The organism is Bacillus sp. 3a (assembly GCF_017161885.1).
In the GTDB taxonomy this organism is placed as follows: Bacteria; Bacillota; Bacilli; order Bacillales; family Bacillaceae; genus Bacillus; species Bacillus safensis.
In genome coordinates, this window is the sequence record NZ_CP067376.1 from 636,570 (window position 1) to 661,968 (window position 25,399).

Annotated in this window: 23 protein-coding genes, 1 pseudogene and 2 riboswitches; of the genes and pseudogenes, 17 read left to right on the top strand and 7 right to left on the bottom strand. The window is 40.2% G+C overall.

The window, feature by feature from the left end; genetic code table 11:
- Nucleotides 1-186: 186 nt before the first annotated feature.
- From JJ692_RS03035 to JJ692_RS03110, 16 genes and pseudogenes are all read left to right on the top strand, one after another.
- Nucleotides 187-843 carry a type 1 glutamine amidotransferase domain-containing protein gene (locus JJ692_RS03035; protein ID WP_024427546.1) on the top strand — a complete coding sequence of 219 codons (657 nt, stop codon included), beginning with the start codon at nt 187-189 and terminating at the stop codon, nt 841-843.
- A gap of 140 nt (nt 844-983) precedes the next feature.
- Entirely contained in the window at nt 984-2,111 is a 1,128-nt protein-coding gene (locus JJ692_RS03040) for a hypothetical protein (RefSeq protein ID WP_133744376.1), read from the top strand.
- A gap of 56 nt (nt 2,112-2,167) precedes the next feature.
- A riboswitch (TPP riboswitch) is annotated at nt 2,168-2,271 on the top strand.
- 87 nt (nt 2,272-2,358) lie between these two features.
- Complete coding sequence (gene tenA / locus JJ692_RS03045) at nt 2,359-3,045, top strand: thiaminase II (protein ID WP_206534207.1); 687 nt, start codon at nt 2,359-2,361, stop codon at nt 3,043-3,045.
- Nucleotides 3,042-3,641 carry an ECF transporter S component gene (locus JJ692_RS03050; RefSeq protein ID WP_024423927.1) on the top strand — a complete coding sequence of 200 codons (600 nt, stop codon included), beginning with the start codon at nt 3,042-3,044 and terminating at the stop codon, nt 3,639-3,641. Before tenA ends, JJ692_RS03050 begins: the two co-directional genes overlap by 4 nt.
- The gene (locus tag JJ692_RS03055; RefSeq protein ID WP_044334945.1) at nt 3,616-5,214 is read left to right on the top strand and encodes an ABC transporter ATP-binding protein; all 1,599 of its coding nucleotides are present in this window, start codon (nt 3,616-3,618) and stop codon (nt 5,212-5,214) included. Before JJ692_RS03050 ends, JJ692_RS03055 begins: the two co-directional genes overlap by 26 nt.
- Entirely contained in the window at nt 5,204-5,938 is a 735-nt protein-coding gene (locus JJ692_RS03060; protein ID WP_044334942.1) for an energy-coupling factor transporter transmembrane component T family protein, read from the top strand. The genes JJ692_RS03055 and JJ692_RS03060 overlap by 11 nt, the downstream gene beginning before the upstream one ends.
- A gap of 651 nt (nt 5,939-6,589) precedes the next feature.
- Nucleotides 6,590-6,928, top strand: a pseudogene (locus JJ692_RS19245) (methyl-accepting chemotaxis protein); the annotation flags it as partial.
- A gap of 169 nt (nt 6,929-7,097) precedes the next feature.
- Nucleotides 7,098-7,913: a YwqG family protein gene (locus JJ692_RS03070; RefSeq protein WP_103131798.1), complete on the top strand. Its 816-nt coding sequence runs from the start codon at nt 7,098-7,100 to the stop codon at nt 7,911-7,913.
- Between the two features lie 235 nt (nt 7,914-8,148).
- A complete protein-coding gene (gene licT, locus JJ692_RS03075; protein WP_024423922.1) occupies nt 8,149-8,982 on the top strand; it encodes a BglG family transcription antiterminator LicT in 834 nt (277 codons plus the stop codon).
- Between the two features lie 327 nt (nt 8,983-9,309).
- Nucleotides 9,310-11,217 (top strand): beta-glucoside-specific PTS transporter subunit IIABC, encoded by a 1,908-nt coding sequence (locus JJ692_RS03080; RefSeq protein ID WP_044334936.1) that lies wholly within the window; start codon nt 9,310-9,312, stop codon nt 11,215-11,217.
- Complete coding sequence (gene bglH, locus JJ692_RS03085) at nt 11,189-12,607, top strand: aryl-phospho-beta-d-glucosidase (protein ID WP_034281371.1); 1,419 nt, start codon at nt 11,189-11,191, stop codon at nt 12,605-12,607. The genes JJ692_RS03080 and bglH overlap by 29 nt, the downstream gene beginning before the upstream one ends.
- A 188-nt stretch (nt 12,608-12,795) precedes the next feature.
- Nucleotides 12,796-13,230: a hypothetical protein gene (locus JJ692_RS03090; protein WP_087977903.1), complete on the top strand. Its 435-nt coding sequence runs from the start codon at nt 12,796-12,798 to the stop codon at nt 13,228-13,230.
- Between the two features lie 134 nt (nt 13,231-13,364).
- Complete coding sequence (locus tag JJ692_RS03095; protein ID WP_206534209.1) at nt 13,365-14,132, top strand: hypothetical protein; 768 nt, start codon at nt 13,365-13,367, stop codon at nt 14,130-14,132.
- A gap of 23 nt (nt 14,133-14,155) precedes the next feature.
- Entirely contained in the window at nt 14,156-14,758 is a 603-nt protein-coding gene (locus JJ692_RS03100; RefSeq protein WP_206534210.1) for a hypothetical protein, read from the top strand.
- A complete protein-coding gene (locus JJ692_RS03105) occupies nt 14,745-15,422 on the top strand; it encodes an ATP-binding cassette domain-containing protein (protein ID WP_226340797.1) in 678 nt (225 codons plus the stop codon). The genes JJ692_RS03100 and JJ692_RS03105 overlap by 14 nt, the downstream gene beginning before the upstream one ends.
- A complete protein-coding gene (locus tag JJ692_RS03110; protein ID WP_087977900.1) occupies nt 15,419-16,534 on the top strand; it encodes a hypothetical protein in 1,116 nt (371 codons plus the stop codon). The genes JJ692_RS03105 and JJ692_RS03110 overlap by 4 nt, the downstream gene beginning before the upstream one ends.
- Nucleotides 16,535-16,598: 64 nt before the next feature.
- Here the strand turns inward: JJ692_RS03110 and JJ692_RS03115 are convergent, their stop codons facing one another.
- From JJ692_RS03115 to JJ692_RS03135, 5 genes are all read right to left on the bottom strand, one after another.
- Entirely contained in the window at nt 16,599-17,720 is a 1,122-nt protein-coding gene (locus tag JJ692_RS03115) for a 5-methyltetrahydropteroyltriglutamate--homocysteine S-methyltransferase (RefSeq protein ID WP_024423919.1), read from the bottom strand.
- A gap of 88 nt (nt 17,721-17,808) precedes the next feature.
- A riboswitch (SAM riboswitch) is annotated at nt 17,809-17,921 on the bottom strand.
- An 82-nt stretch (nt 17,922-18,003) separates the two neighbouring features.
- Nucleotides 18,004-19,323 carry a gluconate:H+ symporter gene (locus JJ692_RS03120; RefSeq protein WP_024423918.1) on the bottom strand — a complete coding sequence of 440 codons (1,320 nt, stop codon included), beginning with the start codon at nt 19,321-19,323 and terminating at the stop codon, nt 18,004-18,006.
- A gap of 50 nt (nt 19,324-19,373) precedes the next feature.
- Nucleotides 19,374-20,795: a four-carbon acid sugar kinase family protein gene (locus JJ692_RS03125; RefSeq protein WP_206534211.1), complete on the bottom strand. Its 1,422-nt coding sequence runs from the start codon at nt 20,793-20,795 to the stop codon at nt 19,374-19,376.
- A 7-nt stretch (nt 20,796-20,802) separates the two neighbouring features.
- Nucleotides 20,803-21,696, bottom strand: coding sequence for a 2-hydroxy-3-oxopropionate reductase (gene garR, locus JJ692_RS03130; protein WP_206534212.1), 894 nt, complete (start codon nt 21,694-21,696; stop codon nt 20,803-20,805).
- 198 nt (nt 21,697-21,894) lie between these two features.
- Nucleotides 21,895-22,752 (bottom strand): MurR/RpiR family transcriptional regulator, encoded by an 858-nt coding sequence (locus tag JJ692_RS03135; protein WP_206534213.1) that lies wholly within the window; start codon nt 22,750-22,752, stop codon nt 21,895-21,897.
- 161 nt (nt 22,753-22,913) lie between these two features.
- Between JJ692_RS03135 and JJ692_RS03140 the strand changes: the two genes are divergently transcribed.
- Nucleotides 22,914-23,591, top strand: coding sequence for a DUF3298 and DUF4163 domain-containing protein (locus JJ692_RS03140; protein WP_025093777.1), 678 nt, complete (start codon nt 22,914-22,916; stop codon nt 23,589-23,591).
- An 83-nt stretch (nt 23,592-23,674) separates the two neighbouring features.
- On the opposite strand, the gene JJ692_RS03145 is transcribed toward JJ692_RS03140, so the two are convergent.
- Together JJ692_RS03145 and pepT are read right to left on the bottom strand one after the other, a co-directional pair.
- Complete coding sequence (locus JJ692_RS03145) at nt 23,675-23,854, bottom strand: hypothetical protein (RefSeq protein ID WP_008345664.1); 180 nt, start codon at nt 23,852-23,854, stop codon at nt 23,675-23,677.
- A 289-nt stretch (nt 23,855-24,143) separates the two neighbouring features.
- Nucleotides 24,144-25,376, bottom strand: a complete 1,233-nt coding sequence (gene pepT / locus JJ692_RS03150) for a peptidase T (RefSeq protein WP_206534214.1) — start codon at nt 25,374-25,376, stop codon at nt 24,144-24,146.
- Nucleotides 25,377-25,399: the final 23 nt, after the last annotated feature.

Below are 25,399 nucleotides of genomic sequence, written 5' to 3' on the forward strand. Positions count from 1 at the left end.
ACTCAATGACAATTTTACATGAAATTCCCTACCAATAGAATGTGACATATTGATTAGATTTGGAGTCATACCATAATTTTTAGAAAATCGGATATAACATAATGAGCTGGTCTAAAGTCATATTGCTTGATATTTAATTGTGCAAAATATAAAATAGCCACAGGATAAATCGAAAGGATGATCAAGATGAGTAAGAAAGTGTTATTAGTATCAACAAGCAGCCCGGAAATGAATGGACACCCAACAGGTTTATGGCTAGAAGAGTTAGCAGAGCCATTTCATATTTTTAAAGAAAATGAACTAGAAGTACAAATTGTTTCTATTCAAGGTGGCACTGTACCAATTGACAAAAATTCAATTCCTGAAGGTGTCCCAGCGCAATATCAAGATGTATATGAATTACTTCAAGACACAAAGGCGCTTACAGATGTGAATCCCGCTGATTATGACGGAATTTTCTTTGCTGGAGGGCACGGGCCTATGATCGACTTTGCGTCTAATCAACTGGTAGCGGATGCGATCTTAGCGGTTTCAGATAAAAATGGTGCGATCGGAGCCGTTTGTCATGGTGTTTCAGCATTCGTTGATGTGAAGGACCAAAATGGCAAATCATTTATCGAAGGCAAAAAAATCACAGGCTTCACAAACGAAGAAGAGGAAGCCGTTCAGCTGACATCAAAAGTTCCATTTTTATTGGAAACAAAACTTCGTGAGCAGGGGGCAGCGTTTGAAAAAGGAGATGCCTTTGCGCCATTTGCTGTTGTTGACGGACAAATCATCACTGGACAAAACCCGGGATCAAGTGCAGAAACAGCACGCTTGTTTGTCAAAACCATTGCATAAAACGATCAAAACCAGTCGTAACTCATGTGGCTGGTTTTTTTGTTATAAAAATGTCCCAAAAAAGACCAAAACAATTATTAGAATAATGGTAAAATAATCACAGGGTAAAAAACCCAAATGAGGAAAAAGGGGATGTTCCTGTGAGAGCATTTTATGTCAAAATCACTGCAGCTTTACTGTCTGTTTTACTCGTCGCAACAGGTTTGTTTTCACCAGCATTAAAAGCAGAAGAAGCACCGAAATCAGAAGGGAAAATATCACCACTGACGGAAAAAGCGATTCAGCAAGTGCAAGAATCGTTTTTGAAGCAGGATGAAGGAATCGCTATTCAACAGAAGCAAGTGAAAAAATCATTTAAAGTGAATAAGAAGAAAGGAATCAGTATCAAACGAAAAGCTGCTAAAGAAGGCAAAATGCGCACGTCTGCCGTTCGCTCCATTGATGGACTAGCTATTAATCAATCGGCTGTCTTAACAGAGGACGACCCAGTTGATTTATGGTTTTTAAGCACATCTTCACCTCAGGCACTCATCAGCCGGATTACCTCTTCAAACCCTGATTATTTTGTTCAATTATTTGTTGTTGATTATGAAACAGGACAAGCCTACCCGACAGATTTAATTCAACCGGCAGGCAGCCTGCTTGGATTGACCAATTTACCAGCAGGTGATTATGCATTCGGTATTACAAGCGGCGGAGAATTTGGAGACTCCTACACGATACAAGTGAATGCAAAAAACCCGCCCAATTTCACGGGGGCTGTATCCCTTTCGTCCACCTTGCAATATTTTGTAGCTGAGTATGCAAACGGTGATGTTTTCGCAAATGGTACAAAAGTGTACAATAAGCAAACAAAGACCGCCGATTATAAATGGGAGCGTGTGTTTTACTTCTCATATGATGGAAAATATGAACAGAGAACTCATTCTGTTGACAGTGTAAAAGTGAAAAGTATTTCGGCACCAGTGTCGTACTCCGCTCCATATGCAAGTTCCTCTGAGGCCATTCTCGTCTACTTAGATGTGGAGACTTTATTTATGTATCATGAATCATCGTTTGCTAGCGGGCAGTACTACCATAGTAGCTTTGTTGATACACTCGGGAAGACAACACCAAGACGCTTAGATATTGATGATATGACAAATTACGGTGATCATATTTTAGCTGTAGATTTAAAAACAGGAAAGCCGATTGATTTCTTCAGTGTGCTGAATTTCTACTATGCTGCAGGGATCGAGAAGCTGCCAACAATCAGAACGTTGAATTAAGAAAGGCGGTTGACATCAAATCGCCACATGTGTAGAGTAAAGATAATTAAATGACAAAAGTCCACTAGGGGAGTCATGTATGACTGAGACAAGAGAAAATCTTGGACCCTTTGAACCTGATCTAGTTCGTACTAGCGGAGGGAAGTGGAGCTGGACCTTGTCTTATTCATGATTGAATCGATAAGAAGGCCGCTCCATTTGGGGTGGCTTTTTCATTTATTCAACTGAAGAAGAGGAGGCTTTTTTTATGACATTTTCTACGCAATTAAGGAAAGAAGCAGAACCGTTATTTGAAGCCATTTATCAGCATCCGTTCGTCAGAGGCCTGGCAGCAGGAAAGCTGGAAAAGGAACAAATCATTCATTACGTCAAACAAGATGCAGAATACTTACAAGCATTCATTAAAATTTATGCAGCAGCGCTCAGCAGATGTACAGACAGGGAGGATATTGCGTTTTTCCATCAGCAGATTGCGTTTGTACTAGATAGTGAGACGCACCCTCATCAAAACCTTTGCCGAGTGGCAGGGGTAGCATATGATGAGCTCCAAGGTGCTTCTTTGGCTCCGAGTGCTCACCACTATATTCATCACATGCTGCAAGTTGCGCAAGAAGGTACGCTTGGTGAAATCATCGCTGTCCTGCTTCCATGTCCTTGGACATATTGGGAGATAGGGAAACGAATGCTCACAGATGTGCAGCCAGACCCTTCACATCCGTTTTATGAGTGGATCACGTTTTATGGAGGATTAACTGATTCTGTTACAGGTGAGCTTTGCAAGCGGCTCGATCAGTTGGTGGAAGCAGCAAGTGAGAAGGAAAAGGAAAAAATGAAACAGCACTTTATCTTAAGCTGCCAGCTCGAGTACAAGTTTTGGGAAATGGCCTTCACTGTTGAAGAGTGGCCAGTTCAACTGGGGGTGCATTCATCATGACATGGAAGATGAAAGAAGTCGTCCTTGCGGTGATTTTATCCGTTGCGTGCGGTGTGATCTATTTAGGATGGTCCACGCTATACTTACCGATTACAGCACTTGTTGGCCCAGCAGGAGGCAACATCATGTTTGGAATATGGGTCATTGCAAGTCCAATCGTTGCATATATCATTCAAAAGCCGGGGGCTGCTCTGATTGCAGAAACAGCCGCCGCTGCTGTGGAATTATTGACCGGCAGCCACTTCGGACTTTCAGCTCTGTTAATTGGTGTATGCCAAGGACTCGGAGCAGAAATCGCCTTCGCTCTTTTTGGTTATAAACGATATCGCATGTGGACACTGATGCTCTCTGGTGCCTTTGCCGCTATCGGAGCGATGGCGTACAGTCTCGTGGCAAATGGCTTTGGTTATTACACGCCTCAAGTTTTACTTATGACCCTTGTGACTCAAATGATCAGTGGAATGATACTTGGCGGCTGCCTTGCGAAAGTGGTGGTAGACGCACTATCCAAAACAGGTGTACTGAATCAATATGCCATCATGAAAGAAAAACGAAACAAAGGTGAACAGCATGAATTCATTTCTCGCGTGCAATGAACTCTCTGTCCGTTTTTATGAACAGCCTAAGCCCGTTTTGCATCAAATCTCCCTTACGATTCAAAAAGGGGAAAAGGTGCTTATTTTAGGACCGAGCGGAAGCGGGAAATCTACGCTCATTTCGGTTCTGGCTGGAATCATTCCAGAGCATGTGGAAGCAGACATGCAGGGGGAAGTGGTGCTGCAAAGACATACAGGCGTCATGTTTCAAGATCCAGACTCTCAGTTTTGTATGCACCGCGTCAATGAAGAAATTGCCTTTAGCTTAGAGAACCGTTCCGTCCCTCGTGAAGAGATGGATGACATCATTCAGCAGCTCATGCAAAAAGTCCAACTGGATGTCGATCCGCATACAGAGATTCACACTTTATCTGGCGGCATGAAGCAGCGATTGGCACTTGCTTGTTTACTCGCATTACAGCCGGATGTTCTATTCTTTGATGAACCAACCGCACAGCTTGATCCGGCAGGTAGAATGGACATATTTCAACTGCTGCAGCAGCTTGCAGCCGATCAGCAGCAGACCATGATTTTTGTAGAGCATGTGCTTGACGGTGTCATCGAATGGATGGACCGGGTGATTTTATTAGATGATCAAGGCAGCATTTTAGCAGATGGAGCTCCAAAAGATGTGCTCACGGCATATGAGGAAGAAATGAAAGAGGCTGGAATTTGGCGGCCCAAATTATTTCCCGAGAAATGGTCCACGATCATTCAAGATCCATTTCATCCACTGAGTCAAACCTTTATGCAAACCTTTAAAGCACGAAAAGAGCAGCATGAAAAGGTGCCATCAATCGAACGAAAGACAATGATTCGTACAGAAAATCTTCAATTAAGCTACGGGAAAAAAAGGATTATGAGTGATCTCCAGCTTGATATCAAATCAGGGGATTGGGTGGCGATCATTGGGGAAAATGGAAGTGGAAAAAGCACACTTCTCAAACATTTGGTTCGTTTAGAGCCAACGAAAAAAGGCCACATTTTCTTAAAAGATACACTCCTAAAAAAGTGGTCAGACCGAGAACTATATGAAAAAGCAGGCTTTGTGTTTCAAAATCCGGAGCTTCAATTTATACAAGACACAGTATTCGATGAAATTGCCTTTGGCGGCAGACAGCGAAACTGGCCAGAATCAGTCGTACAAGAAAAAACGGTTCAGCTGCTGAAAGAGTTCGGTTTAGAGAAGCATGCAAAAGCACATCCCTTCACCTTAAGTTTAGGGCAAAAAAGAAGGTTAAGTGTTGCCACAATGCTCCTTTTTGATCAAGATGTATTGCTGTTAGATGAGCCGACTTTCGGGCAGGATGAAAAAACGGCGAAGGAATTGATGAGGCGTTTAAAACAGCGTCAGCGCCAAGGCACGACCATTGTGATGGTCACACATGATATGGAGCTTGTCGATGAGTGTGCCGATCAAGTGCTTCTGTTTCATCAAGGGAGGCATGTGTATGATGGCACCCCTTATGATTTATTTTCAAATCAAGAACTTGTCGATGCTTATCAGCTGAGAGCTCCTTTACATTATCGCTATGTGGCAGAAAGAAAGGACGTGCTGACGATTGCAAAGTAATCACTCCTTTCTTTCTACTGTGAATCCAGTCATGAAATTACTCGCTCATCTGCTTGCGATGTGCTGTCTCATGGCGATTTCTGACCCTAAAACTACCTTTATCATTTGGCTGTTTGCTCTCAGCATTGGAGTTGTTTTAGGTGGATGGAATATGAAGTATCTCGTTACAAGGCTTGTCCCTTATCTGCTCTTTTTTATTCTGGTGTTTTGGATGATGGCGGCCTTCGGCAAGGGGGATCATACCGTTTGGAAGTGGGCGTGGTTTCATATCACAGAGGAGAGTTTAAGAAATGGGCTTACCATCGCTTTTAGAATGCTGGGATTTGTGACATTTGGTCTCCTTTTTACGTCCACAACAGATTTGACGGCATTTATGATGAGTCTGATTCATCAATGCCGAATGTCCCCAAAATGGGCGTATGGCATGCTTGCCGGTTTCCGGTTTATTCCGTTATTTCAAAGTGAATTAAAACAAATGAAAGCTGCACACAAAATCAGAGGCTACAAGCAAAAAAACAGCTGGAAAGCCTTTATGCGTTATGCATTGCCCCTTTTTACGCAAGGCGTACGAAAATCAGAACGCTTAGCGATTGCAATGGAAGCCAGGGGCTTCACAGGGACGAGAGAGCGAACGTATTATCATATCATCAGCACCTCATGGATTGACTATATGTATCTTTTTCTCATCGGTATCAGTGTCTTCATGTGCATTTACTTTGTTTAAAAAACACCCACATTCTCTTGATAGAATGTGGGCTTTTTATATGTCTTAGGTCATTTGATTGATATTAGTACACATTACAGGCTGTAATAGATCATATAACGAACCGATAAAGAAGGTGTACTGAGAAAAAGAGAGGATGAACGTAAGCGAATGTCACAGAGAATTGATAACATAATAGACGCTTTACCAATCATTGGACTTGCTATGAGAGAGCAGCTAACCTTTTCTGTCTTAGGGAAAGAGAAGGTTCTTTATTATCAGCAGCATGGGAATATTGATTTAGGATTTAAAGCTGGTGATACAGTAGATGCTGGATTCCAAAACTTTGCCATGCTGAAAAATGGAAGAGAACCATCGTTTATCCAAATTCCGAAAGAAGTATACGGGATTCCAATGGATATCGTAGCCGTTCCAATTAAAGATGAATCAGGTCAAGTGGTTGCTGCCTTCTGTGTGGCATATGACCAAACAAATCAACAACGATTAGAGCACATCATGACGGAGAGCAACGAAGCTTCCGAAAAACTAGTCGCAATGGTACAACAGGTTGCCGCACATTCAGAGGAACTACAAGCGACAAGTGAACAAATTCTACAAAATACGAAAACCACTGTCGAAAATTCCTCTAAAATCAATCAAGTGTCCAATCTCATCAAAGGTATCTCTGATCAAACGAACTTACTTGGACTCAACGCATCAATAGAAGCTGCAAGAGTGGGGGAAGCAGGAGCAGGCTTTGGAGTGGTCGCAACAGAAGTGAGAAAGCTGTCAACTCACGCGAAACAGGCGACAACTGATATTGAAACAGCCCTAAAAGACGTGCAGGGGTCAATCAAAGGAATGGAAGAGGAAATTGCGCAAATTGTCGCTTCCTCTGAGCATCAGGCAGAACTTGTTGGCACTTTTACAAAAATTATTGAAGGCCTTCATGAAACAAACGAAACAATGAAATCATTGGCAAACGACTTAGTGAACTATCAAGTGAAATAAAAGAGCGATAAAACCTCCAGCTGAATCGGAGGTTTTTTTATCATTTCAAGGTGAGAAACTTGTTAGGATTATGACCGTTTTATCGCTGACAGGCAGGATACACTTCTGTATGATAGAAAAAGAGAGACTAGTTTTGTCATTAGACCTATTCATAAGGAGGAAGATCATCGTGACACAATCAGCGAAGCTGAAAGAAATACTTGCACCCTACCGTCCATTGTTAGATGAAACGGAAAAACCAATGATTCAATTGCAGATGAAACAAGGAAAAACAGGACCATACGACAGCAAAATAGCTGGTGATCCTTATTTCCCAAAAAACGACGAATATCCAGTTGACGGCGAAGGACATCCTATGAAACTTTTGGCACAAATTAATTTCGGCCAGCTACCGAAGCTGAAGGATTATCCAGAAACAGGACTTTTGCAAGTTTTTATTTCTGTGCATGATGATCTTTTTGGGATGAATATTGACCATAAAACAGAGCAAAAAGATTTTCGCATCAAATTTATTGAGGAACCTTTCTTGGCAGAAGAAGAGTTAATGACTGATTTTTCTTTTGTGAAAATTCCAGACGATTTTTATTTTCCTGTAACGAAGGAAGGCGCAATTACAGGTGAATTAGCAAGCGAAACGATCAGTGTAGGAGATTTCCGCTTTGAAAAAGTCACAGGAAAGAACAGCTGGGATCTATTCGAAGATGCAGATGGTGTTAATGGCGATGAAGCAGATGCCCTGCTGGATGAATTTTATGAAACAGCGAGTGGCTTTGGTCACAAATTGGGCGGGTATCCGGGGTTTACACAAGAAGATCCGCGTACCTATGTAGATCAAGAACATACCGTTCTGTTATTACAAATTGACTCAGATGATGAAGTAGATTTGATGTGGGGAGATTGCGGTATTGCCAACTTTTTTATCAAACCAGAAGACCTTAAACGAAAAAATTTCGAGAATGTCGTCTATAATTGGGATTGCTCCTGATTTTGTAAAAAACACACTTTAAACACTCTTTTTAGAGTGTTTTTGTGTATGTTTTTAGACTTTTTTGCCCCTATTTCGTCATTTTTGAGAGGTAATATGTCATTCTTTCTAGTTGACCGTATCAAAAAAAAATGTAAAATCATCTTAAAGTCCTCTTTTTTGAAAATAATAATAACATGACATATGAATCAACGATAAAATGCTCGAAAAAGCGGAATGTACTGGGGGGTATCAATTGATCATTTCTAAAGTAATCAATAATAATGTTGTCAGTGCGTATGATGACGAGCAGCATGAGCTGGTCATTATGGGCAGAGGGATCGCGTTTCAAAAGAAAAGCGGAGACCCGATTGACGAAGAACGAATCGAAAAAGTATTTTCTATTCAAAATAAAGATATATCAGAAAAATTCAAAACCCTGCTTTATGATATTCCAATCGAGTATATGCAAGTGTGTGAGGCGATTATTGAGCATGCGAGAACAACCCTTAACAAAAATTTAAATGACAGCATCTATGTGACGCTGACGGATCATATCACCTTTGCCATTGAACGTCATCAAAAAGGAATGGACATCAAAAATGCCTTGCTCTGGGAAATCAAACGGCTGTATAAAGATGAGTTCAGATGCGGTTTAGAAGCTATTCGGATCATTGAGGACAAGCTGAGCATCCATCTTCCTGAGGATGAAGCAGGCTTTATTGCCATGCATATTGTCAATGCAGAGCTCAATGAAGAAATGCCAAACGTGATTCAAATCACCAAACTCATTCAAGACATTTTAAACATCGTTAAGTATCACTTTCAAATTGATTTGGACGAAGAATCATTAAATTATTTCCGTTTTGTGACGCATTTGAAGTTTTTTGGTCAGCGTCTGTTTAACGAAACACAAATGGAAAATCAAAATGAGTTTCTGTATGAAGTGGTAAAAGAGAAAAACACCGCAGCTTTTCAATGCGCAGAAAAAATTAACGAGTATGTTCAAAAAGAATACAACCGAAGTCTCATAGAAGATGAAATGCTATATTTAACTTTGCATATAGACAGAGTAATAAAAAGAAAATAAATTCAAAAAGAAAGCGTTGACATCACAAAATTAACATGATAATTTATAAATATAAACTAAATAACCCACAATCTTTTAGGATTGTTACTGGTCAAGCAGGCAAAACCTAAATCATTGTCCCTATCTTTGATAAGGCGTGATTTAGGTTTTTTTATATCTAAAGACTTATAAAAATTAAATAACGATCAATCGCTATGAAGGATTGTTACTGGTTAAGCAGGCAAAACCTAAATATCGATTAATGTCTGAATCGCTATTTCTCGGACATTAATGGATGTTTAGGTTTTTTCTATATCAAGATGAAATCAACGATTGGAGGGTAACACAATGAACCACAAACAAACAGCAAAAGAAGTGCTAGAACTTGTCGGCGGTGAAAAGAATGTTAAACACGTCACGCATTGTATGACAAGACTTCGCTTCAACTTATACGATGAAAGCAAGGCAGATAAAGAGAAGCTGCAATCAACAGACGGCGTCATGGGCGTGAATCAAAGCGGAGGCCAATATCATGTCATTATCGGCAATGATGTCTCAAATGTCTATCAAGCGATGGTCGCTGATTCAGGTCTATCATCTGATGTAAAGTCAGGCGGTACAGAAGAAGCGTCAAAACAAAATGTGATATCAAAGCTTTTCGATTTTATCTCTGGTGTCTTCACACCGATTCTTCCAGCCATCGCTGGGGCCGGTATGATCAAAGGGATTTTGGCACTGATGCTCACATTCCAGTGGATATCAGATAAAAGCAGTACGTATGCGATTTTAACAGCCATTGGAGATGGAGCCTTTTACTTCTTACCGATTTTGCTTGCTGTAAGCGTAGCCAAAAAAATTGGCACAAATCAGTATATCGCGGCTGCCATTGCAGCAGCAGCACTGCACCCGCAGTTAACCGCTTTACTGGGCGCGGGAAATACAGAATTTCTAGGCTTGCCAGTGGTTGCCGTTGTGTACTCTTCATCGGTGATTCCAATTCTACTCACCATCTGGCTTGGTTCATATGTTGAAAGATTCGCAGAAAAATATAGTCCGAAATCATTAAAGATCATCCTTGTTCCAACAGTCACACTTCTAGTCGTTGTACCAGTTATGCTCATCGCGGTTGGACCGCTTGGCGGGATTATCGGAAGTGGCCTTTCAGGTGGAATTGATTTATTGTTCAAACATGCAGGTCTTTTGGCAGGACTCTTGATCGGCGGATTCATGTCACCATTGATCATTACGGGCATGCACTATGCACTGCTTCCAATCATGATCAACAACATTACGTTAAACGGTTTTGACTACATTCTTCCAATGATGTTTGTAGCGAATATGGCACAAGCAGGCGCAGCATTCGGTGTCTTCTTAAGATCAAAAAACAAAACATTCAAATCATTGGCGATGTCTACAAGTATCACAGCCTTAATGGGTATTACTGAACCTGCTATGTATGGTGTGAACATGCGATTGAAAAAACCGTTCCTTGCAGCCCTTATTGGTGCAGCAGCAGGCGGCGTGTTCATGTCAATCTTTAAAGTAAAATCATATGTGATATCTGGATCAGCAGGCCTTCCAGGTCTCCCAACATTCATTGGACCAACATTTGTCTACTCAATCATCGGTTTAGTCATCGGATTTGTTGTAGCAACGATCATGACACTTGTTCTAGGATTCAAAGATGTACCAGTGAAAGATGATACAAAAGCAGACAAACCAGAAGAAAAGAAAGATACAGCAGCACTTCAAAATGAAGTGGTACAAAGCCCGCTTGAAGGTCAACTAAAGCCACTCAATCAAGTAAATGATGCAACATTTTCTAATGAAATTATGGGTAAAGGTGCAGCCATTGTACCAACAGCTGGGCGTGTTGTAGCACCGTTCAACGGCAAGGTTGAAACCATTTTCCACACAAAACACGCCATTGGCTTGAAGAGTGAACAAGGTACAGAACTTCTCATTCATGTCGGGATTGACACGGTAAAACTTGGCGGAAAGTATTTCACAAGTCATGTGCAGTCAGGTGATCTGATTCAAGCAGGAGATGTACTCATTGATTTTGATATCGAGGGCATTCAGCAAGAAGGCTATGATGTCACCACACCTGTTATTGTCACCAACACAAACGATTTTGCACAAGTTGATGCGAAAACAGATGGAACGATTACAGTGAAAGAGACACTGCTTACAGTCAGTGTAGAAGAAAAAGAGGAGGGTATTCAACATGAACAAGTTAGAAAAAACATTTCCTAAAGGTTTCTTATGGGGCGGCGCTGTTGCAGCCAACCAAGTTGAAGGCGCATATAATCAAGATGGAAAAGGCTTATCGACAGCTGATGTATCACCAAATGGTATTATGCACCCATTCGATGAATCAATGAAAGACCTTAACTTATATCATGATGCAATCGATTTCTACCATCGCTATAAAGAAGATATTGCACTCTTTGCAGAAATGGGATTCAAGTGCTTCAGACTATCCATTTCTTGGCCGCGTATCTTCCCAAATGGCGACGATGCGGAACCGAATGAAGCAGGCCTTGCTTTTTATGAAAAAGTATTTGATGAACTGCATAAGCACGGAATTGAGCCAGTTGTCACCATCTCTCACTATGAAATGCCGCTCGCACTTGTGAAAAACTACGGCGGATGGAGAAACCGTAAGCTTGTCGATCTTTATGAAACATACGCGAAAACATTGTTCACTCGCTTTAAAGACAAAGTGAAATATTGGATGACATTCAATGAAATCAACGTTGTATTACATGCGCCTTTCACTGGCGGCGGACTTGTATTTGAAGAGGGTGATGACGAGAAAAGCATTCAATATCAAGCAGCGCATCACCAATTTGTTGCAAGTGCTTTGGCTGTCAAAGCAGGACACGAAATCATTCCTGATGCGAAAATCGGCTGTATGATTGCAGCGATGACAACTTATCCGTACAGCTCAAGACCAGAAGATATGTTTGCTGCAATTGAGCAAGACCGTAAAACATTGTTCTTCTCAGATGTACAGGCAAGAGGTTATTACCCAGGTTACATGAAACGTTATTTCCTTGAAAATGACATCAACATCGAGTTCCAAGAAGGGGACGAAGACATTTTAAGAAACCATACAGTGGACTATATTGGCTTCAGCTATTATATGAGCTTTGTGACAAGTACAGATCCAGAAATTCTTGGACAAGTGACTGGCGGTAACCTATTTGAAGGTGTGAAAAACCCTTATCTAGAAGCAAGTGATTGGGGCTGGCAAATTGATCCGAAAGGACTTCGTACAACACTGAATCAGCTGTATGACCGCTATCAAAAACCATTGTTTATCGTAGAAAATGGATTGGGTGCTGTCGATCAAGTAGAAGAAGACGGATCCATTCAAGACGATTACCGAATTGATTACCTCAGAAGCCATTTGCTAGAGGCGAGAGAAGCGATCGCAGACGGTGTTGACCTGATCGGTTATACAAGCTGGGGCCCAATTGACCTTGTCAGCGCATCAACGGCTGAAATGAAAAAACGCTACGGCTTCATTTATGTTGACCGTGATAATGAAGGAAACGGTACATTAGATCGAAAGAAAAAGAAAAGCTTCGATTGGTATAAACAAGTGATTGCGACAAATGGTGAACATTTGGATGCATAAAAAAGAAAAACCACTCATGCCTTGAGTGGTTTTTCTTTTTTGGTTGAATTTAACAATTATGCTGAAAAGTATGATATTTTTGTGAAAATTGTCGTAATATGTCGACTAGTAATGGTTGATATGAATTTGGAAATATAGGATAATTATCCCTGTTGTGGAATAACTGTATCGAGAAATCGGGGGAAAATATGTCTAAAATTAAATTTTTATATGTAGCTATTATTTTTGTAGTTGCATCATCATTATTTTATGTTCAAGATGCTCAAGCTTATAGAGCAGTGAAAACTATTTCTAAGGTAACGGCTAAAGCGGATTTACCATATTGGTCTGATTTTAAAGGTTGCGGTAAATTTAAAGCCCAAAGTCAGACAACACGTACAGGCTTTAAGAAGCTTCACCATGATGTCAGTTTCTATACTGTTGGTGGAAGTGTTTCTGCTCCAGGAACGGGAGCTTCAGGAAGTGCTTCAAGTAAGTCTTATAGTAAGTCAACGAAAGGTAAAATCTACACTACTTCAGGGAACGTTTGTGCAGGTGGATTAGCTATTTATCTAGGTATGTATACGACAACTGAAGTAGATCAAAATAGCAGCAGAACTTATACAGCTACAGCTAAAATCTAAATCTAAAAGTTTATTCGATTCAGTTATTCCGCATTTATTTTAATATTAGGAGAATACATCATGTATAGAATACTAATATTTATCGTCTCAATTATATTGATTGTAACGGGGTGTAGTCAAAAGAGAATATGTCTATGCAAAGAAAGATATATAACAAAGACTTTGTACGTACCATCCACTCCTATATGAAGAGTGAGTCAGGAGGTCAAGTCTTTGAGGTCAACAGCCAACAACAACAACCATCTGAACTAATTCATAACACACTAGCACTTTATCAAAAAACTCACGGGCACAATAGTAAACCAGTAGAATGTAGGGAAGAAAAAAATCAATTTTTCTGTAAGGTGGCACTTTCTCAAAATGTGAATAAAAGTAAATTTTCCGAGAAAGATATCACCGGTATGGATTCCTATTTAAATTTATTCTTATTATATGATACTTTTACTAAAATAAAGGATTCTAGCGGTGTTAAACTAGTCAAAGAAACCTTCTCCAAATTGGATAAGCCGTCTCCGCAAGATAAAATAGAGTACGATTATTTTCTAATCTTGACATCATATTTTGATCATAAGATACCTTCATTTTTAGAAAAAGAAATTCAATCTGATTTGGAACAATATACAAGTCTTTCTCTATTTGATTATGACGAACCTATCATTCTTTATGCATCTCTTATATTGGCGAATATGGTAGAGATAGAACCTAATGTCAAACATTTAACGAATATTTATTTTAATGAAGATAACCAAAAAACCATTTTGTTTAGAGATGAAATTACATATTGGTTTCATTTTCAAATCATTCAGTTATTACAGGATATGAATCATAAAAAAAAAAGAATGAGCTTACTTTTAACATTCCTTCAAATTATAAGCCTTTTCCTTCATTATTTTACTCATTAGATTCTTTAAGGAATCTTTATCTAATGTCAAACATTTTTTCTAGTGCTGATCTTGATCAAGCAGAAGAATTTAGGAAAATTCTAACTAATCGATATGAAGGGTTACTAGAAGAAAAAGACCAAATAAGCAGTTATCAAAATCAGTTCTTTGCAAAACAAATCACGAACGAATTAGGCTTATCGTTTGACGAAACATTGATTCCTAGTGGTACATGTCAAAACATAGAGAACAGTAGTGAAATGTACTATTGCTTTAAGCTTAAAGGAGAAAAAGCTGATAAAAGTACTGTGCAGTGGAGCGATTCAGATGATTTATTAACAACACTTATGAAATATGATATTGTAGATATAACTCAAGAAGATAAGAATAAATTGGTAGATATGTTTAATGAAGTTATTTCTTATCAAGGAAATAACTATCACATTATTCTCAATCTATATACAGATCTTTTATTACGCTATAATCTGGATGTGCCAAAAGTTCAAATTAAGAAAAAAGTTAAAGCCTCGCAATGTGGCTTAGGTTATTGCACATCTAAAGGAAGTTACGATTTTGAATTAGGTGTTTATGGAAATCACACACTTAATTTATTAGAGGGGATTGAGATGGCTAGTGAACTTAGATAATAAGGGAGATACGTCGATTTTAAAAGTCGACAATCTCGGCTTTCAATATGGGAATGCAACCATCTTGAAAAATTTGTCTTTACATATTGAAGGCCCTGGCCTTTATGCCCTACATGGAGAAAGTGGTAGTGGGAAGACGACATTTATTAACATTATTGCATTGATTCAAAAACCGAGTGCCGGGAAGATGACTTTGTTCAATCAGTCCATTGATTTTACAAATCAAGAACAGATTGATAAATACCGTAAGAAAATTGCCTATTTCTTTCAAGATTTGAACTTAATAGAGTCTTTAACTGTCAGAGAAAATCTACATGTCATCTCTTTAATTAATGAACAAGAAATCTCAAATGAAAGATTAACAGAACAAGCTAAGAAACTTAAAATGAGCGAAAAACTTGATGTCATCGTGAGTAATCTATCAGGTGGAGAAAGGCAGCGCGCTGCTTTTTTGAAAATCATGCTGTTTAATTATTCATTGATTCTACTAGATGAACCAACAAATAACCTTGATAAAGATAATATTCAGATGATGCTTGGTATGTTATCTGAATTGAAGAAAACGAAGACCATTTTAGTCGTTACACATTCTGATACCGTTGTGCAACATGCTGATGTTGTCCTTCGTTTTGAAGACTTGAATAAAAAGGACCCATCCATATGAAAACATCATTCGTCTTTGAGTATTTAAAAAAGAAACATCGATCGACCCTGAGAAAATTAGCTGTTTTGAATTTTGTTTTACTGATGTTAATCTTTTTCTCTATATTTACTATCCTGATCTCAGCTGATAATATTTATAAAAACGTATTGACTAATGATCGTCTATCAATGGTTTTAATTAATGGATATTCGAAAACTGGTGAGTATCAGTACGATACAGATAAAATTAAGCGTATGCCGAATGTCAAAGACATTGTCTATGAATATGACGTCTCGTTATCTATTGAAGCAAATGGAGAAACGGATATATTGTCGGCTTTATCATTCAATCCGACAACAAAAGAGGCTGTGAGTTATGAAGGAGATCTAAAAGAAAACACTATCCTGCTTCCAGAAAGATTTAAAGGTAAAAAAGTAAAAGTTTATGATGGTGAAGTAGAACCATTAAAAGCGAATATTGAGTACTACAAAGGAGAAGGGAACTATTTCTTAAAAGATTACAGTTACCTATCACGTGATCTGTATAAAAAGCTGAGTAATCAAATTAAGATTGGTGAGAACTACGATGGTGTTAGAACACTCATTGTTAATTTAAATAAAACCGAGGATATTTATGAATTTGTGAACCAGTTCGATCGGATGTTTGATGAAGAGGATGTTTTTGTATACTACCAAGCACAAGGGTTAGAAAAGCTAGTTGCTAATTCAAAATTGTCATTTTTGCTGCTTGTCGTATTTCAGATCATTTTATTTGTGGTGATTGCATTTATTTATCGAGGTCAGATGCATACACTGATTAGTATTTTGAATCGAGATTTGTTGTCCTTGTATTTAAATGGGATGTCACCAAAGGATATTATCAAGCAATTCTACCGTAGTATAGATAAAATGAACCTAAAAGTGTATATTATTGCGTTGTTATTCATTGCTGTCTTGGGAGCTTTCCTGCTTGGACAATTACCGGGAGAGATCATTCTATGGATTGGCGGAACAGCAGTTGGACTTCTAATTGTCTTGGTTCTATTAAATAAATGGTTTGTGCGATACATTATCACAAAACGTATGAAGAAAGAACTATCACAAGAAAATATCGTATCTAGATTACGTAACTAAAAAAGAACTGCATTGGCAGTTCTTTTTTTAACCCCTAAGCTTAGAGAGCTTAGAACAAGATGTTTTATTTCCACACTTGATCAGCAATCTCAATCACATGACGCAGCTTTTCCCATTGCTGCTCTTCTGTTAACAGGTTGCCTTCCTCTGTTGAGGCGAATCCGCATTGTGGGCTCAAACAGATTTGGTTAATGTCTACATATTGAGCCGCTTCCTCAATGCGTTTTTTAATCTGTTCAACTGGCTCAAGCTCTCCGTATTTTGAAGTGACAAGGCCTAGTACGATTTGAAGGTTTGGGTTCTTCACATATCGAAGGGGCTCAAATCCGCCAGAACGATCGTCGTCAAACTCTAAAAAGAGACCATCAAGATCTAAGCCGGCAAAAATTGTTTCTGCCGCTGCTTCGTAACCACCTTCAGCTGCCCAAGTTGATTTAAAGTTACCTCGGCAAATGTGCATCGTGATCACCAAATCCTCTGGGCGGTCGGCAACAGCTTCATTGATTGTCTTCGCAAACGATTCACGAAGTTCATCTTCTTCTCGGCCAAAGGCTTTGATTTGTTCGTGGCCTTTTTCGGAAAAGAACACTGCCCATGCCGTATCATCCAGCTGCAAGTAGCGGCAGCCTGCATCATAAAAAGCACGGATGGCTTTCTTATACGCTTGTGCCACATCATGGTGGAATTCCTCTAAGCTGTCATACACTCCTTCTTCAAGCTTTCCACGGAAAAAGAGCATATTCGGACTTGGAATCGTCATTTTAGCCGTATGATCACCAGCGATGCTGTGAAGGAAACGATAATCCTCCAGCATTGGATGATCTGTAAAATCGATCTTGCCTGTTACCTTGATCCCTCTAGCTTTTGTCGTTGTGTTATGGAATTGAATGCCTTGATCTGCTTCAAATCCTTCAACTCCATCGAGTCCTTCAAGAAAGTCAAAATGCCACCAGGCACGTCTGAATTCACCATCTGTGACAACCTCTAACCCAATTTCTTTTTGCTTCTCTACAATACGTGTAATTTCTTCGTTTTCAATTTGTCGGAGCTGCTCTGCTGTCAGCGTACCGTCTGCTTTTTGCTTGCGTGCTTCCTTAATGCGCTCTGAACGAAGTAAACTTCCTACTTGATCTGCGCGGAATGGCGGTTTCGTTGTTTTCTTTCCAATGGTTTGTACTTGTGTCATGCTGAATCCCTTCTTTCTTCAGGTTAAAAAATCAAATAAAAAAGCTCTTCCTTAGATAAGGAAGAGCATCATATACTGTGAGAACTCTGCCTTATCTTCAAACAAGCATTTGCTTGCTTAAGGAATTAGCACCATTCTGTTCCTAGGAACAGCGGTTGCCGGGTTTCACAGGGCCAGTCCCTCCACCACTCTTAATAAGGTTACCTTTTGATTCAATTTTCTTAATAAACACAATTATTCAACGTTTTCAGGGAAAAGTCAATGGTTTTTACAATTTAATTTCCTACATGAACAAATCAGCGACAAGAACACCAGCTAGTCCGACAAGTGAAAGCACGGTGACCATCAATGTCCACGTTTTAAAAGTTTGAGCCATTGATAGGTTAAAGTATTCTTTATAAATCCAGAAACCCGCATCATTCACATGAGAGAACGTGATACTGCCGGCACCTGTTGCGATCACCATTAATTCAGGGCTGACACCCGTCAGGCCAATCAGTGGTGCAGAAATGCCAGCCGCCGTGAGACCGGCGACAGTGGCTGATCCTAAAGAGACACGAAGGACAGCAGCAATGAGCCAAGTCAGAAGCAGGGGAGAAAGTGTGCTTCCTTGCATGATCCCTGCAATGTATTGATCGACACCGCTATCAATGAGCACTTGTTTAAAGGCACCGCCGCCTGCAATAATTAATAGAATCATAGCAATAGAGCCGATAGAATCCGTGATGGACTTCATTACATCCTGCATGCTCTTTCCTCTTCCAAGCCCAAACGTGTAGATGGCAAGCAGCACTGAGATTAATAGTGCAATCGCCGGTTCGCCTAAAAACTCAGCAGTTGGCAGCAATGGGGAGGATGGGAAGAAAATTTCTAGAAATGCTCTGAATGTCATAAGCAATACAGGCAAAACAGCGGTGAAAATGCTAATGCCGAAGCTAGGCATTTCTTCTTCTGTGAATTCCTTTGGATTAAATAAGTTCTTTGGGATATGTGCGTGCAACTGATCTTTTTTAAATAGTTTCGTAAACAGAAGTCCGCCTACTAAAACAGCAGGAATCGCTAAAATAATCCCAACCAATAAGGTTTGTCCCATGTTTGCCTGAAAGACATTCGCAATGGCAGTCGGTCCTGGGTGAGGAGGGAGGAAGCCATGTGTGGTGATGAGTGCAGCGACGAGCGGCATACCCACATACAGCACAGGAAGTCTTGCAGCTTGAGCGATTGTAAAGACTAATGGAATTAAGATAATGAATCCGGTTTCATAAAATAGAGCAATTCCAATCACAAACCCAGTCAGCATCGTCGCCCATTGGATTTTTCCGATGCCAAATCGGTCAATGAGTGTCATCGCGATACGCTGAGCACCGCCAGAATCAGCCATCAATTTCCCAAGCATCGCTCCAAAACCGAGAACGAGTGCCAGGTGTCCGAGCGTACTGCCAAGTCCTTTTTCGACAGAAGCAATCGCTTCTAGTGGTGTCATCCCTTCTAACACAGCAACAATTAAAGAAACAATAATCAAAGAAATGAAAGCGTTTAACTTAAAGACAACCATGAGTAAAAGCAATAACAAAACGCCAAGTCCAATAAACACTAACGACATGATCTTTCCTCCTTTGTGGTGCATAAGGGGGCGCAAACACCCCCTATGCCTTATCCTTCAAGTATGTCTACAGCTTCTTTTAACGTATCCTTTGACCCAACATTTCCCGGGAAAATCACATAAGACATGAAAGGGAATTTACTTTCTTCTCCTGTTTGCCAAACGGGGATACCTGGTTTGATTTGACCTGCCACGGTCGCACGTTTCACGCTAAGTCCTCTTGTCCCAATATCGCTGGAGGTAATTCCACCTTTGGCAATAAGATACTTAGGACGAATGGTGAGACGCTGGACAATACTTGTCACAGCATCACTAATCTCTACAGAGAGCTTTAGTTCTTCCTCTTGGCGATCATCCCCAAGATCAAGCCGTTCTCTTCTTGTATAAACAGCCACAGATTGACCACCTGCCAACAGTGTTTCAGTTTGCTGAATAACGCGGTTAATTTCTTCGCGAAAGGCATCAGGCTCTAACACGAGGTGGGTATTAAATTCAATAAAAGCCATCTTTTTATTTTGTTGCAGCGCTTTTAATTGTTCTGTTGTTTTTTTTACATGAGAACCGATCATAATGAGACCACCATGCGGGCTTTCTTCTTGTATCAAGGCATCTTTTGTTAATAAGGCTTGATCTCCTATACCGCCAAGTACTTTTGTGAGCGCCGCCGCACTTCTAAACATCAGCTGCTGTCCTGCTTGAATGGCTTCAATGAGAGCGGTGACAAAGACTTTGACATCGTCATAATCCACCGCGTTTACAACCACCTTTTTGAAATCCTTCACACCCCTGAGCTGATGTTTGATTTGATCAATGCGTAAAGCACGCAGATCAGCTAATGAAATGTAGGTCGTGTTCTCTTTTGTGAACATTCCTTCTGACTTTTCTTCAATCCATTCTCCAAGATGAGATGATTGAAAGCCGAATGTACGGTCTCTTGCAAATTCTGTGTCACCAGCAGGAATTAATTCATGTCCTTCCTGTACGTAATGAATATTGTCGATCGTAAAGCGTCCACCTTCTTGGAAAAAAGGAAGAAGGATTTCACCATCGAAATGGCGGGAGCTTTGCTGTTCAATGGTTATTTTGAGTACTTCGGTTTCAAGCGGAAAGTGTCCGCGAAGAGTAGAATCCCCTCGGCTGACAATGACGAAGTCCTGATTAAGACGTTCAGCCACCTTTACAATGGTTGCAGCGATTGTTTCGTGCACAGCGGCAGTTTCTTTCTCTGTCATACTGCGAGAATTGGTCAAAATAAAGAACATGCGGCTATCTTCAAGAAAACCAGCCTCAATGCTTTCTTCTGACCAATCGGTGAAAACAGAGACGCCATGTACGGTTTGAATCCCTGTTGGATCATCGTCTAATACAATAACTTTATGCTGAAAGCTGCTCAGTGCTTGTTCGTATGCTGATTGAATGGCCTTTGAATCTGCTTTCGGAATGGCATTCAGTATGTCAGTGCTTTGTTTCATGACCATCTCATCCTTTCTTTACTTCGACATGAGCCATTTTTTCGTAATATTGAACGATGCCGCCATGATCAAGCCCGGATTTTCCGTCCGCTTTGAGGGCGTGGAAGATTTCGAGCAGCTGACTAGAAAGCGGAAGAGGAACACCGATATCGTGAGCAGTTTCCATGACATTGGTTAAATCCTTCAAGTTGATGTCGATGCGTCCGCCAGGTTCAAAATTTCGTTCTAAGATGAGAGGAACTTTTGCATCGAGCACGGCACTTCCTGCCAGTCCGCCGCGGATCGCTTCATACATCTTATCAATGGCAATGCCTGATTTAGCAGCTAGAACGAGCGCCTCGGACATGGCCGCAATATTTAAGTTGACGATGATTTGATTGGCAAGCTTCGCTGTTGTCCCGCTTCCATTTGCCCCAACTAATACGACCTCAGTGCCCATCGCAAGCAGGACATCCTTCACTTGCTCAAAGATGGATTCTTCGCCGCCAGCCATGATGGCGAGTGTTCCGTCTATTGCCTTCGGTTCTCCGCCGCTGACAGGTGCATCGATAAATTCCACCTGCTGCTGTTTGGCAAGAGCAGCTAAGGCCCTAGAGGTGACAGGAGAAATTGAGCTCATATCTACGATGACAGTGCCAGGTGCAGCTGTCGTTAAAATGCCTTGATCACCTGAAACGACTGCCTCTACATGCTCTCCTTTAGGAAGCATTGTGATGATGATATCGCTTTCAGAAGCTGCCTCAGCTGCTGAAACAGCACCTTTTGCTCCGGCTTCTTGTAACGATCGAATCGCTGCCTCATTTAGGTCAAAAACTGTCAAAGTATGACCAGCTTTTAATAGATTGAGTGCCATAGGTTTCCCCATAATACCTAGTCCAATGAATCCAATCTTCTTTGTCACGTTGTCCGCCTCCTATATAGAAAACCCTTACAAAAAGCGCTTTCTTTTCATTTTGTTAGTATATATACTATCTTTTAAATTTTATAGTAGTAAATAAACTATTGTTCATTTAATGTACATGACGTGATAGGAACGTGTCAACGGAAAATATGAAAAAAGTCACAAAAAAAGACCGGAATCAGCTCCGGTCTTTTGTGTTTATGTTTTATTTTTAGCTACGGCTAAACGAGATAGTTTCACGTTTTCAATGGCATTTGATCCTAGCTCTAAAACAGCGGTGACGTATAGTACATCAATGATCACAAGCTGGTTGATACGGGAGATCATGGAGTCTGAACGATAGGTTGTCTCTCTTGAAGAGCTAAGCAGATGAAAGTCAGACCGCTTTGCGAGCTCAGATTTCGGATAGCTGGTGATAGAAGCAACCTTTGCCCCTTTTTCTTTTGCAAACTGTACGGCGTCAAGAATTTCTCTGCTCTCTCCTGAATGGGAGATTGCGACGATAAAATCGTGTTCCGTGGCGTGTGTTGCAATCATATTCATCATATGCGGATCACTGCATAGGCTCACTTCAAAACCAAGCTGCAGGAACTTATGATAAGCATCCCCAGCAATAAAGCTGGACGCGCCTGCTCCAAAAAAGACGGTTTTATGTGCCTGTTTCATGTGTTCAATGAATTGTGTGACGGCATGATCTTCTAAAATATGCTTCATATCTTGTATAGAGTTTGTTGTTAACTCTATGACCTTATGTTTAATGTCAGCTACACTATCGGTTGCCTCGATCTCACCGTATATGGATTGAGGTGTATTGGTCGCGATATCCTGTGCGACATGGACACGAAACACTTGATACGATTCATAGCCAATTTTTCTTAGAAACCGAAAGATCGTCGTTTCACTTGTGCTGCATTCAGCAGCGAGTGCACTTATAGAATGAAGCACAACTTTCTGAGGGTTTTGTAAAATGTAATTGGCAATCTTTTTCTGGGTTGGGGACAAACTATGAAACGTTGTCCGAATGTGACTAAAAATATTCTCTTCTATGATAAACACCACACTTCATCTAGCATTCTACATTAAGCATACAGGAACTTATGAAAACGGTAAACAAACCCGATGTGGAAAAATGAAGAATAATATGGAAAAAATACTTCTTTTGGTTCTTTTGTCATGGTATACTCATTTGGTAATAGACAAAAATGGGGGTTTTTACTATGACAATGAAAAAAGGCCTAACGATCAGCCTGCTCATTTTCTCACTGATTGTTTCCTTGTTTGCGCCAGTTGGATCTGCTGATGCCAAACAAGCAAAAAAAGCAAAAGTAAGTACACACTATTATAAGAAGAAAAAAACATTCAAATATGCACAGGTGAAAAATCTAAGCAAGACGCATATGAAAACCATCAATCGTGATTTAAAAGAAGATATCGCCTTTTCTTATTCTACTTACTTGTACTTAAAGGACGAAGCGAAAAAAGAAGGCTACGGGAAGGTCACGTATGAGAGAACGTATAAAACGAAATTTAACAATGGTAAGAAACTGAGTATCTTAAACTATGATTACATGTATAACGGTGGAGCGCACGGAGACACGATGGTTTCCAGCATGAACTATGTGTTAACAAAGAAAAAAACAAAGCAGCTGTTCTTGACAGACGTTGTGAAAACAAAGAAAAAGCGTACGAAAGTAAGAGATTATATTTATAACTACACAAAGAAACATAAAAGCAAATTCTACGCGAACCTGAAAAAAAGCGACATTGAAATCAACTACAATACGCAGTATTACTTCACGAAAAAGGGAATTGCTGTTGTCTTCCAGCCATATGAAATTTCACCTTATTATGTTGGAATTCCTATGATTCAAGTGCCTGCGAAGGTATATAAATAAAAAGAAAAACGACCAGATTCAGTGGTCGTTTTTTGCTGTTTATTCAACAAAAGAGCCCCCTCATGAGGCTCTTTTATTTGGATCTATACTTGTTTAGGTGCATCGTTTAGTGGGTGACGGCGTTTTCCGTTGTAGTGGCGGCGCATACGAAAGATTTCAAACTCCGAAAGCTCTGCGCTTTTTCTTTTTTGGGTGCGGTTATCTTTTTTGAAAGAGAATAGTAAGTAGCAGCAAAGTGAAGCGATAATCAATAAAATCATCATATGACATTCCTCCAATTCATCCTATTCTTTAAGTGTAGACAGGGTGAGTGATGTTTATAACTGAAAATAAGCAGCAGACTTGGTTTAGTTCTTAAGGTTCATTCAATCTGCTATTTTAGGTCTAAAATACTGGTTGTTTTTAACTATTATATTTCCAGTTATTTCACTCGTCAAGAAGAATTTTTTCTGGGGTTGTCTCTATTAGTACGAATAAGTGTCATAAAAGTTTCAGAAAATTGTAAACTTTTATTAAAAAACCGTTCCCGAACAGGAACGGTTGTAAACATGTCTATGCTTTTTCTTCAAATAAACGGGCAATTTCAACGATAACTTCGGTTGCTTTCACCATGTTTTCAACGGAAATAAATTCATATTTACCGTGGAAATTTTCCCCGCCAGTAAAGATGTTTGGCGTTGGTAGACCTTTATATGAAAGCTGGGAGCCATCTGTGCCGCCGCGGATTGGTTCAATGACCGGTGTTACTGAGCGATTTTCCATGGCTTCATGAGCAATGTCCACAATATGTTTCACCGGCTCAATTTTTTCTCTCATATTATAATATTGATCCTGAATGCTGAGGGTGATGCTGTTTTCTCCGTACGTGGCTTTTAAGTCATTTGCTATTTTTTCAAACAGTGCCTTGCGATTGTTGAATTTCTGTTTATCAAAATCACGGATAATATATTGCAGCTCAGCTTCTTCTACTTCCCCTACAAATTTCGTTAGGTGGAAAAAGCCTTCGTAGCCTTCTGTATATTCTGGAGATTCTTCAGAAGGAAGTTTATTGTGAAAGAGCATCCCAATTTTCGCAGCGCTGACCATTTTGTCCTTTGCTGTTCCTGGGTGGACGTTGTTTCCTTTAATGGATACTTTCGCGCCTGCTGCGTTGAAGCTTTCATATTGCAGCTCGCCAAGCGGTCCGCCGTCAATTGTGTACGCATAGGAAGCGCCAAAGGCATCAACATCAAACTTGTGAGGCCCTCTGCCAATCTCTTCATCTGGCGTAAAAGCGACGCGGATTTTCCCATGCTTGATTTCTGGGTGTTCGATGAGGTAATGCATAGCTGTCATAATTTCTGCGATACCAGCTTTGTTATCTGCACCAAGCAGGGTTGTGCCATCTGTTGTAATCAGCGTATGTCCTTGGTACTTTTGTAAATTTGGAAACTGTTGTGGAGATAAAACGATATGTAGATCTTCATTTAAGGTAATGTCGCCGCCTTGATAGTTCTCATGAAGCTGCGGTTTTACATTTTTTCCGGTGAAGTCAGTGGCTGTGTCGATATGAGCCAAAAAGCCAATGGTCGGCACGTCTTTGTCTGTGTTAGACGGGATTGTTCCCATGACATAGCCGTTTTCATCCATAGTCACTTCTTGAATCCCGATGGATTTCATCTCTTCAACAAGCTGTCTCGCCAGGTTCAATTGTCCTTCAGTAGATGGGCAGCTTTCCTTTTCTGCATCTGACTGCGTATCTACCTTCACATAACTTGTGAAACGCTGAATCATTTCCTCTTTCATCTATACGTCACTCCTTTTGTAGA